This is a genomic window from Bacillus sp. COPE52, assembly GCF_003355115.1.
GTDB classification, from domain to species: domain Bacteria; phylum Bacillota; class Bacilli; order Bacillales; family Bacillaceae_G; genus Bacillus_A; species Bacillus_A toyonensis.
On sequence record NZ_CP031292.1, the window covers coordinates 3,614,036 to 3,625,307 of the forward strand.

General features: G+C 36.0%; 12 protein-coding genes. 2 read left to right on the forward strand and 10 right to left on the reverse strand.

The genetic code is table 11. The features are described from left to right. Window positions 1-145: 145 nt before the first annotated feature. The 5 genes from tkt to DPQ31_RS18155 all read right to left on the reverse strand — a co-directional run bounded on the left by tkt (window position 146) and on the right by DPQ31_RS18155 (window position 5,837). A complete protein-coding gene (gene tkt / locus DPQ31_RS18135; RefSeq protein ID WP_199634240.1) occupies window positions 146-2,146 on the reverse strand; it encodes a transketolase in 2,001 nt (666 codons plus the stop codon). Window positions 2,147-2,435: 289 nt separating this feature from the next. Continuing rightward, window positions 2,436-3,239, reverse strand: a complete 804-nt coding sequence (gene phnE / locus DPQ31_RS18140; RefSeq protein WP_208730824.1) for a phosphonate ABC transporter, permease protein PhnE — start codon at window positions 3,237-3,239, stop codon at window positions 2,436-2,438. After that, on the reverse strand, window positions 3,239-4,033 hold the full coding sequence (phnE, locus tag DPQ31_RS18145) for a phosphonate ABC transporter, permease protein PhnE (protein WP_001000771.1): 795 nt from the start codon (window positions 4,031-4,033) through the stop codon (window positions 3,239-3,241). The genes phnE (DPQ31_RS18140) and phnE (DPQ31_RS18145) overlap by 1 nt, the downstream gene beginning before the upstream one ends. Continuing rightward, window positions 4,030-4,803 (reverse strand): phosphonate ABC transporter ATP-binding protein, encoded by a 774-nt coding sequence (gene phnC, locus DPQ31_RS18150; protein ID WP_000569223.1) that lies wholly within the window; start codon window positions 4,801-4,803, stop codon window positions 4,030-4,032. Before phnC ends, phnE (DPQ31_RS18145) begins: the two co-directional genes overlap by 4 nt. A gap of 95 nt (window positions 4,804-4,898) precedes the next feature. Beyond that, the gene (locus DPQ31_RS18155; RefSeq protein WP_208730826.1) at window positions 4,899-5,837 is read right to left on the reverse strand and encodes a phosphate/phosphite/phosphonate ABC transporter substrate-binding protein; all 939 of its coding nucleotides are present in this window, start codon (window positions 5,835-5,837) and stop codon (window positions 4,899-4,901) included. A gap of 185 nt (window positions 5,838-6,022) precedes the next feature. Here DPQ31_RS18155 and DPQ31_RS18160 point away from each other — a divergent pair, with 185 nt between their 5' ends. Beyond that, complete coding sequence (locus DPQ31_RS18160; protein WP_208730828.1) at window positions 6,023-7,606, forward strand: bifunctional metallophosphatase/5'-nucleotidase; 1,584 nt, start codon at window positions 6,023-6,025, stop codon at window positions 7,604-7,606. A gap of 31 nt (window positions 7,607-7,637) precedes the next feature. Here DPQ31_RS18160 and DPQ31_RS18165 read toward each other — a convergent pair whose 3' ends face one another. Together DPQ31_RS18165 and DPQ31_RS18170 are read right to left on the reverse strand one after the other, a co-directional pair. Then, the gene (locus DPQ31_RS18165; protein ID WP_000931861.1) at window positions 7,638-7,877 is read right to left on the reverse strand and encodes a DUF896 domain-containing protein; all 240 of its coding nucleotides are present in this window, start codon (window positions 7,875-7,877) and stop codon (window positions 7,638-7,640) included. A 45-nt stretch (window positions 7,878-7,922) separates the two neighbouring features. Then, complete coding sequence (locus tag DPQ31_RS18170; RefSeq protein WP_208730830.1) at window positions 7,923-8,579, reverse strand: YneB family resolvase-like protein; 657 nt, start codon at window positions 8,577-8,579, stop codon at window positions 7,923-7,925. Window positions 8,580-8,720: 141 nt separating this feature from the next. On the opposite strand from DPQ31_RS18170, the gene lexA reads away from it, so the two are divergent. Further along, the gene (lexA, locus tag DPQ31_RS18175; protein WP_000413736.1) at window positions 8,721-9,341 is read left to right on the forward strand and encodes a transcriptional repressor LexA; all 621 of its coding nucleotides are present in this window, start codon (window positions 8,721-8,723) and stop codon (window positions 9,339-9,341) included. A 114-nt stretch (window positions 9,342-9,455) separates the two neighbouring features. On the opposite strand, the gene DPQ31_RS18180 is transcribed toward lexA, so the two are convergent. From DPQ31_RS18180 to DPQ31_RS18190, 3 genes are read right to left on the reverse strand one after another with little or no spacing between them, the layout of a single operon-like run. Next, on the reverse strand, window positions 9,456-10,259 hold the full coding sequence (locus DPQ31_RS18180) for a DUF4097 family beta strand repeat-containing protein (RefSeq protein WP_208730833.1): 804 nt from the start codon (window positions 10,257-10,259) through the stop codon (window positions 9,456-9,458). Beyond that, window positions 10,260-10,802: a DUF1700 domain-containing protein gene (locus DPQ31_RS18185; protein ID WP_001031393.1), complete on the reverse strand. Its 543-nt coding sequence runs from the start codon at window positions 10,800-10,802 to the stop codon at window positions 10,260-10,262. After that, window positions 10,795-11,118, reverse strand: coding sequence for a PadR family transcriptional regulator (locus tag DPQ31_RS18190; RefSeq protein ID WP_001102631.1), 324 nt, complete (start codon window positions 11,116-11,118; stop codon window positions 10,795-10,797). The genes DPQ31_RS18185 and DPQ31_RS18190 overlap by 8 nt, the downstream gene beginning before the upstream one ends. Between the last annotated feature and the right edge of the window lie 154 nt (window positions 11,119-11,272).

Here is an 11,272-nt window from a genome sequence, read left to right on the forward strand (position 1 = left end):
CAATCTGGACAACCTTTTCTCTTCATTATATAGAAGAAAATTTGCAATGATTGTCTGACTGCGGAGAGATAAAAAACTTTTTCTGTCGAAAAAACTCATTTACATAGAAAAACCTCTCCATGCCGGAGAGATTTTTCTAAAATCATTAAAGCATTTCTTTTACTTTACGAACAACGTTCTCTACAGTAAATCCATACTCTTCCATAATCTTCTCACCAGGAGCAGAAGCACCGAATGTATCGATACCTAACACATCTCCTTCAAAACCTACGTAACGGTGCCATCCGAATGTAGCACCCATTTCGATTGCGAAACGTTTTGTTACTGCTTTTGGTAATACAGATTCTTTGTACTCAGCAGTTTGAGCTTCAAAGCGATCCATAGATGGCATGCTGACAACAGCTGCGTCAACGCCGTCTACTGCTAACGCTTTTTGTGCTTCAACAGCTAGACTTACTTCAGATCCAGATGCAAGTAAAATTACATCAGCTGTTTCTTTCTTGCTTGCAGAAACTACATATGCACCTTTTGCAACTTTTTCATACGTATCGTCTTTTGCGCCTTCTAATGTTGGAAGATCTTGACGAGTTAATACTAAAGCAGTTGGTGTTTTTGTAGATTCTAAAGCTAATCTCCAAGCCGCAACAGATTCGTTACCGTCAGCTGGACGAATAACAGATACATTTGGCATTGCACGAAGCGCTGCTAATTGCTCAACTGGCTCATGTGTTGGACCGTCTTCACCAACAGCGATACTGTCGTGTGTGAATACATACGTTACTGGCAATTGCATTAATGCTGCAAGACGAATTGCTGGACGTAAGTAATCAGAGAATACGAAGAACGTACCACCGTAAGTTTTTAAACCACCATGTAGTGCAATACCGTTCATTGCTGCACCCATTGCGAATTCACGTACACCGTACCAAATGTTTTTACCGCTGTAATCTTCTCTTGTAAAGTCTTTTTCGTTATTCATGTATGTTTTGTTAGAACCAGCAAGGTCAGCAGATCCACCGAAGAATGATGGTACAGACTCTGCAATTGCATTAATTACAGCACCTGAAGAATTACGTGTTGCTGCTTTTGATCCTAATTCATAAGTTGGTAAGCTTTGTTCCCAACCTTCTGGAAGAAGACCGTTCATTGCTGCTTGCAGTTCGTTTGCTAATTCTGGATATGCTTGTGCATATTCACCTAACATCGTGTTCCAAGCTGCTTGCGCTGTTTCACCAACATCTTGTACTGTTTTACGGAAGTTGTCATATACTTCTTCTGCTACATGGAAGTCTTGTTCAGCAGTCCAAGCGTATGCTTCTTTCGTTAATTTTGTTTCGTCTACACCAAGTGGAGAACCGTGTGAAGCTGATTTTCCTGATTTGTTTGGAGAACCGAAACCAATTGTCGTTCTTACTTCAATTAGCGTTGGGCGTTTTTCGTCAGCTTTCGCTTCTTCAATTGCTTTCGCGATTGCTTCAATATCGTTTCCATCCTCAACACGGATTACTTGCCATCCGTATGCTTTGTAACGATCTTCTACACTTTCAGAGAATGAACGATTTAAATCGCCATCTAATGAAATATCGTTTGAATCGTAAAGCACAACAAGACGACCTAATTGTAAATGAGCAGCTAATGAAGATGCTTCAGCAGAAACGCCTTCCATTAAATCTCCATCACCACAAATAGCGTATGTATGATGATCTACTACATTATACGCATCACGGTTATATTTAGCCGCTAAATGTCTTTCAGCCATTGCCATACCTACAGCAGTTGCAATACCTTGTCCAAGTGGACCAGTAGTTGCGTCTACACCTGCAGTATGACCGTACTCAGGATGTCCTGGAGTTTTACTTCCCCATTGACGGAAGTTCTTTAAGTCATCCATTGTTACATCATAACCAGATAGGTGAAGTAGGCTGTATAATAACATTGAACCATGACCTGCAGATAATACGAAACGATCGCGGTTAAACCATGTTGGGTTATTTGGATTATGTTTCATAAATTGAGTCCATAATGTATAAGCCATTGGTGCTGCACCCATTGGCATTCCTGGGTGACCAGAGTTTGCTTTTTCAATCGCATCGATGGATAATGTGCGAATCGTGTTGATAGAAAGTTGTTCGATTGAATGTGACATGCTATTCTTCCCTTCGCTTATATTAGTAAACGTTTTATACATTTATATGATAGCTTCCCACGCAAGATTATACAACATGTATCGACAAATATGTTGATGTTTTTTTGATTTTTTATAAAAAAACCAATGATTTCGGGAATGTATGGGTATTCAATATGACATACTTTTTTATTGTTTTTATTTTAAAAAGAAAGGGAATTGTCTGTATATTTATACAAATGTACAGACTTCTTTTAATAAATACTTAAAAAGACAAAAAAGCATCTGACTTCGATGCTTTTAAAATCCGTTAAACAATCCGTTTTCGAATCGAACTTGAAATAAAATCGATTATAATTACCATTAGAATGATGCCCAATAAAATAATTCCCACACGAGACCAATTCCGTGAACTTAATGCAAAAATTAATGGCGTACCAATACCACCTGCTCCAATTACACCTAAAATCGCAGCGGATCTTACATTAATTTCGAACCTGTATAACGTATACGATAGAAAATCTGGTAACACTTGTGGTAATACTGCATACCAAAGTATTTGAAACCGATTTGCACCTGTTGCTATTAACGCCTCGGTCGGTCCCTTATCTATATTTTCAATTCCTTCCGAATATAGTTTCCCTAACATTCCGATAGAGTGTAATCCCAAAGCTAGAACTCCGGCAAAAGAGCCTGGCCCAACAGCTTTTATAAATAAAAGAGCCATAACTAATTCAGGAAATGTACGAACGAAACTAAGTACAAATTTCCCAGCACCTGAAGTTAATTTTCCACTACTCATATTTGTTGCTGCCCAAAAAGCAAATGGAACAGATAAAAAGGCAGAAATAAATGTACCTAATATCGCAATTGCCAACGTATCAATCAAACCATGTAATAAATCTTCACCATCAGGCAAAGATACATACGACCAATCTGGGTTCAACACGCCTGTCATAATTGCTTTTGTAATTTCTCCCGCTGTATTCTTTATTCCCTCGAGTGGGACACCTGAAAAGGCCCATACATATATAACTGTTAGTGCTATAAAAATAATCCAGTGATTTACACTCGGTTTCTTCGGTTTTGGTACGATTATCGTCGTTTTACTCATTATAATTTCTCCCGCAACAATGTACTTATGTAATCAATTAACAATACAACAACAAGGGTATAAATAATAATGGAAGCAGTTTGTTGATATTGTAAAAATCCAAGTGTACGATCATAATATAAACCAATGCCACCTGCTCCTACTAAACCTAGAACGGCTGCGGCACGTACATTCACCTCAAATGTATAAAGTACGTAGGAAACAAAGTGCGCTTTCACTTGCGGAATGACCCCATAAACAATCCATTGCACCTTATTCGCTCCTACAGCTGTCATCGCTTCTAATGGACCTGGATCAATTGATTCAATTGACTCATACAATAATTTCGCTACGAGCCCAACCGAGAAACAAGTAAGAGCCAAAATACCTGGAAGTGGTCCTATTCCAAAAATCGCTACAAAAATAGCCGCTAATAATAAATCTGGTATCGTTCGTATAAAATTTAAAATCAATCGAGCTGGACCGTACAAAAATACACTAGTAAATACATTACTTGCTGCAAATAGTGCAAGTGGAATGGCTAAAATCGCTCCTAAAGTCGTTCCAATAATCGCCATGCGTATTGTATCTAACATTGCTGTTGTAATAACTTGAAAATAACTCCAATCTGGTGGCACCATTTCCTTCAATAAATCCATCATATTTGGAAAACCAACTACTAGTTTTGAAAATGATGCGTCGACCTGTACACTACTACCCCACAACAGTAAAATAACTAGAATAACCGTTAACATATGTTTCAATTTACTCGGCGGCTTCGGTATCGATTTCGAATATATCGTCACGTCATTCATTTAGCTGCCACCTCTAATAGTGAGCTTTTCTGAGCTACGTCCCCATAAATTTCAGCAAATTTTTCATCCGTTGCCTCATCTACTACACCATCAAAAACAATTTCACCTGCATGTAATCCAATAATGCGTGTAGCATATTGCCTCGCTAAATCAATAGAATGTAAGTTTACAATTGTCGTAATTCCAAAATCTTCATTAATTTTTTTCAAATCATCCATTACTTGCTTTGTTGTCAGTGGGTCTAACGAAGCAACAGGCTCATCTGCCAATATAATTTTCGCTTCTTGTGCCAATGCTCTAGCAATCGATACACGTTGCTGTTGTCCTCCTGATAATTCATCTGCTCGTGCATATGCTTTTTCTAAAATATTTACCCTGTTCAAAGCCTGAAATGCAAGTTCCAAATCTTCCTTCGGAAACAAGCCTAACGTTGTACGTAATGTCGAATGATATCCAACACGCCCGGCTAATACATTCTTCAGTACCGTGGATCGCTTTACAAGGTTAAAGCTTTGAAAAATCATACCAATATCTCGGCGCATGCGTCGTAACTCTTTGCCTTTTGCAGCAGTAATAGACTCACCTTCAATAATAATTTCTCCTTCTGTAATCTCATGAAGGCGATTTACTGATCTGAGGAGTGTAGATTTTCCAGCCCCAGATAGCCCGACCATTACAACAAATTCACCTTTTTGAATTTTTAAATTTATGTTTTTCAATCCTTTCGTACCATTTGGATACACTTTGGAGACATTTTGAAACTCTATCACACATCTTACCTACCTTCTATGTATTATCAATAACTGAAAAACGGCAAACTAACTGAAATCACACACTTTCCAGTTAGTCGCCATTTCCATATGTATTATTGTGTTTCCACTTTCTTTCCATAGTGACGAACGATATCAAATTTACTATCATCAGATTTCACATATCCTTCGTGTGAGTATACCTCTTTAATGATTTTGTGCCCTTCTTCATTCTTTCCTATTTCAATGAAAGCATCTTGTAATTTCTTGCTCCACTCCGCATCTAAATCAGAACGTACAGAAATCGTATCGTTTGGAATTTTCTCCGTAAATTTTACTATTTTCGTTTGATCGAATATATTCGGATAATCTTTTTTTACAATATTACGAGCATCTTGGAATACAACAGCTGCATCAACATCACCATTTAAAAGAGCAATAAGTGACTGATCATGACCTTTTAATGTAACAGGTTTCACATCCTTTAGCGGATCGACTCCCTCTTTTAACAATACAGCAGCAGGCCATACATACCCTGCTGATGATGTTACATCTTGATAACCAATTTTTTTACCCTTTAATTCTTTTACACTGTTAATATTAGAATCTTTCTTAACAACAACCTCTGATTTATAAAAATCTACTAAGTCCTTTGTGGGAGCTCCAGTTTCATCATCTACCCCAAAACGTTGCGCCTGTAATATTACGTTTGCAGCCTTTTTCTCATGCGCTAACACATACGCTGTTGGAGGTAAAAATCCTACATCTACTTGTTTTGATGCCATAGCTTCTACAATTGTATTGTAATTCGTTGAAATACTAACTTTTACCGGAATGTTTAATTTATCACTTAATAGTTTTTCCAATGGTTTTGCTTTTGCCTCTAACGTATCTGCATTTTGAGAAGGAACAAATTGAACATTTAACGTCTTCGGTACATAACCTTTTTTCGTATCCTCATTTTTACTTGCACTTGATTCCTTCGTTCCACAGCCACTTAATAACCCCGCTGCTAGTACAACTGTTGTGCTCATTGCAAAAACTTTTTTCAACATATGAATGCCTCCATTTTTCGTTGTTATAAAATAACCTTCCGTAAACATGAAGAAATATATCACATATTTTTACAAACAATTACTTATTTACAGAATCTTTACACATTCTATACATTCTCATTAAAATTCTTTTCATATATTTGATATGATTAATTGAAAGATCACAATAGAAAAGGTGAATGGTATTGAATCAAAATCAAATTGTAACTTTAAATATTTTATTAACAAGCGATGTACATGGTACTGTGTATCCAATTCATTACCAAGATAACTCCAAAGCAGAAATTGGTTTAGCTAAAATTTCTACTCTTATAAAAAAAGAACGTTCCAAAAATACAAACGTTCTTTTAGTTGATAACGGTGATTTCATACAAGGAACACCCTTAACTTATCATTACGCTACATACGAAAAAGATAAGAAAAATCCAATGTCCTTATTGGCCAACTATTTAAATTATGATGCTGCAATTATCGGCAATCATGAATTTAATTATGGAATGGATATATTAAATCATGCTGTAGAAACTGCAAACTTCCCTTACTTATCAGCAAACATTTTAGATAAAAACATAAAAGAACCTTATTTCGGGAAACCTTATATAATAAAACATATTGAATCAAATATAAAAATTGCTATTTTAGGGGCAACAACACATTACATCCCGAATTGGGAACAGGCTCATCATATTAAAGATTTACTATTTGAAGATGCATTAGAAACAATAAAAAAGTGGGTTCCTTACATCCGTAAACATGAGCAGCCCGATTTACTAGTCGTAGCCTATCACGGGGGATTTGAATGCGATTTTCAAACTGGAGTACCGACTGAAGTTTTAACAGGTGAAAACCAAGGATACGCAATGTATGATGAAATTGATGGTATAGATATTTTACTAACAGGTCACCAACACCGAGAAATTGCTCAAACTTTAGATAATGGTGTAACAATTTTACAGACCGGATGCAATGGACACTCCGTTGGAAAGGTAAAAGTAATATTCGAAAAAACAGAACAAAAATGGGTAAAGAAAAATAGTTACGCACAATTATTGCCTGTGCAAGGAATCGAGGCCGACAAAGATGTTCTTTCCTTGGTCGCCGATTATGAAGAGAAAACACAAAAATGGCTTGATCAGCCTATTGGCATCATTCATGGAGACATGCGAATTTCAGATGCTATGCAAACTCGTTTGCAAGACCATCCTTTTATTGAATTCATAAATAAAATCCAGATGGATATAGCTAACGTTTCTATTTCTTGTACAAGTTTGTTTCATAATACATCTCCAGGATTCCCGAAACATGTCACAATGCGGGATATCGTTTCCAATTATATTTACCCAAACACATTAAAAGTTATTCGAGTGACTGGAGCCGATATAAAAGATGCTCTCGAACTTTCTGCTTCTTATTTCACATTAAATAAAGTTGGAGATATAATTGTTAATCCTGCATTCATAGAACCAAAACCTGCGCATTATAATTACGATATGTGGGAAGGGATTTCGTATGTATTAAACATTTCAAAACCAATTGATGAAAGAGTAGAGTCTTTACAGTATAAAGGCGCTACACTCGATATAAATGAAAAATATGACGTTGTTATGAATAATTATCGAGCAAACGGCGGAGGGAACTTCTTCATGTTTCAAAATAAACCAGTAATAAAAGATATTCCAACAGATATGTCTGAACTTATTGCTAACTATATATTGAAGCATAAAAGAATAGAAGCAACGAGAAATAACAACTGGAAAGTTATTAAATAACAAATAAAAAAAGATGGGCTTCGCCCATCTTTTAATTTAATTTTGCATTATCTTGCTTTTTTAAAGCTTTTAATTTCGCTGGTGTAACATCTGTACCTTCTTCGTTAACGACTTTAATTCCTTTAAGTTCGTTTAACATATTTTGACGAAATCCTTTTAAATATTGTTCTCGTAGCGATTGACGCTCACGTTGTTCTTCTTCAGTTAAACCTTCAGCTTTTGCTTTTTTCGCTAAGAAGTTAATGCGTTCAACGAGTTCGTGATTAAGCATCTCGAATCCCCCTTCTAATCAAAACTGATTATTATCATACAATAGTTACTCTTCTTTATCAAGCAATTGCTTTGTATACTCTACGTATCTACGATGTACAGTCGCTTTTGACACATTATGACCAAATCCACGAAGCGTTGCCGCAATTTCTTCGAAAGTGAGTTCACTCTTGCGCAAACGTACAATTTCCTCAATTGGCACTTCTTTTTTCTCTCGCCCTACGCTTAAATGACGATTTTTTAAATTATGTTCTGGCCGATAGCCTTTTTCTACCGCGCGTTGCATACCACGTTTAATTTTCAAGTTATGAATCTTTCTTTGATATTCTTCAACAATACTAATTATATCTAATACCATCGAATCAGAATCCGACAATTGTAATTCACCATTATGCGTATGTGTATATACTTTTATTCCCTCTTTATGTAAACAATGCATTAATGCAATCTTCGCATTCCCTCTACCAAGACGTGTTTCATCTTGTATTAGAAGTACATCAACTTGTTCATCTCGAATTGTATCTAATACTTCTAATATGCCATCACGTTCAATTGTATAGCCACTAGCCTGTTCCTCAATCACTTTTGTCACATTCATTTCATAGCGCTCAGCTAAATGCAATAATTCATCCTTTTGACGCAATAACGATGTTTCTTGTGCTTCTTTTGTTGTACTCACACGTGCATAAACAATTGCATTCATTTTGAACCCTTCTTTCTCGCTATATTTTCTCTCTAGTGTATCATAAATCTCCCTTTTGTTCGAACTTATGTTTGTAGAATGTTTTTTCGCATGTTATACTTATTAATAAGAAAAACGAAAGAAAACGAGGTGTTAGAAAACATGGAAAAGTTAACGAAACGCCAGCAAGACATTCTCGACTTTATTAAGCTAAAAGTACAAGAAAAAGGATATCCACCTTCCGTACGTGAAATCGGTCAAGCAGTCGGCCTCGCTTCTAGTTCTACAGTGCACGGACATTTATCACGACTAGAAGAAAAGGGGTATATCCGACGCGATCCAACAAAACCACGAGCAATCGAAATTTTAGGCGATGACCGAATGGATACAGAAACACAATCTGTTATTCAAGTTCCAATCGTCGGAAAAGTTACTGCCGGTTTACCGATTACAGCAGTCGAAAGTGTAGAAGAGCACTTCCCACTTCCAGCTAGTATCGTTTCTGGATCAGATCAAGTATTTATGTTACGTATTTCTGGAGATAGCATGATTGAAGCTGGTATCTTTGATGGAGATTTAGTTGTTGTTCGCCAACAACAATCTGCATACAACGGTGAAATTGTCGTTGCCTTAACAGAGGATAACGAAGCAACTGTTAAACGTTTCTATAAAGAAAAAGACCACTTCCGTCTACAGCCGGAAAACTCTTCATTAGAACCTATCATTTTAAAACAAGTGTCAGTTATTGGAAAAGTAATTGGCGTATATCGTGATTTACATTAAAAATAATAAAAGAAGATAATTCCCTTATTTATATAGGGAATTATCTTCTTTTATATATTGGTAGATTTTAATTCATTCCAAAAAACTCGAATGACTCTATCTTCTCATCTATTATTAACGTGTTTCTATAGTAACATCTCCAGCAGCCGTTTTGCCGCTAACCTTTTTACTCCCATTACCAATTGTTACGTTTTTATTTTCCTCATTAAAAATTGTCACGTCTCCAGCGGGAGTTTGCCCAGTTATTACTGCATCTTTTGGTTTTTCCGATAAAGTAATAGTTAAATCTCCAGCAGTTGAGCTTGCCTCTACATCATACTTAGGATCATGATCCATAATATATACATCCCCACTAGTCGTTTTTGCTGTTACTTTCCCTATAACCTTTTTAAAGTTCACCTCACCAGCTTTTGTAGATCCCTCTACGTTCTTAGCTGTTACATGCTTCAAATCCACTTCTCCTGCGAACGTTCCAACATTTACGTGGTCACTTTTCACATCACTTATTTCTATTTGTCCAGCGGCTGAATGTACTTTGATCTCTTGGTAAGAACGTTCTGGTACAAATATAGTCAATGTAGACGTTTGAAATCCGAAATTGTAAAAAGAAAAATCAAACGAAACATCTTTTTCTCTTTCCCCAATAACTTTTAATGTGTCACCATCTTCAGTAATACGAAGTTCTTGTTTACTTACATCTCCTGTTTGCTTTACATAAAAAGAGGAATCCGGAGATTTTTGGACGACAATATCCCCAGCACCTAACTTAACTTCTATATTTTTTAGCGTTTCGTTTTTAATTACGTCTTCTTTATCGCCTTTTTCTGCAGTTTTTACTGCTTTTTCATATGTTTGTGAAATCCCTATTACTCCAATAATGATACAAGCGATAGCTACTAACAATATTTTTTTCATCATTTACTCCCCTTTTATCATTTTGAAGTTCCATATCACATAACGTACGCACAATCTTTTAAACCACTTCGTACTATAATAAGCTATCATACATAACAACAAACCTACTCCAACAAATGTTATACTAACGAACAGATCCAACCATATAAAAGTGCCCATAAATACTTTTACAATAACGAAAAATGGTGTCACTACACTAGCAATCCCACCGACCCAAAAAGAAAATATAAAACCGATAATTGCAACTAAAGGGCCTAACACGATAATAAAATTAAATAAACTAAGTCCAATCGCCGCCATGACAGCTCTTGTAACATTTGAAGTCGATGGATCTTTTTTCATTTCATCGAAGCGATACATCGCAAGTAATTCTTTTGCAATTACTTTAGGAGAACCAAGTCCTTTTATTATTTCTAATTCAGTTTTCCCCTCTTCTATCCCAAACTGAAAGTGCTCTTCATAATCAAATAAAATATCTTTCCTCTCTTCTTCCGGTAACTTTCTAAGCTGATTCGATAATTCTCTAAGGAATTGTTCTTTATTCATCCCAATTCACCCCTTCAATAATTTCTTGTACCCCTTTCGCAAAATCACTCCACTCTGTTACTAACAAATGAAGTTGCGTCTCCCCTTGCTCTGTTAGCTGATAATATTTACGAGGCGGTCCTTCCGTGGACTCTTTTAAATACGTTTGAAAATATCCCTCTTTCGTTAAACGACGTAATAATGGATATACTGAACCTTCCGATATTAAAAATTTATTTGAAATTTGCTGTACAAGTTCATAACCGTAACTATCTTTACGTTTCACAAGTGCCAAAACACATAGCTCTAACACACCTTTTTTAAACTGAACGTTCAAATGTAATCCTCCTTTCTTAGTTTAGTACTGTTCAATACACGGTACTAGATATATCCATAATATACCACTTGGTACTATTTATTGCAAGGTACTTGTTTATATGTATTCACTGACTTTAAAAACGCGCAAATAAAATCCCGAATAAGAATCTGTT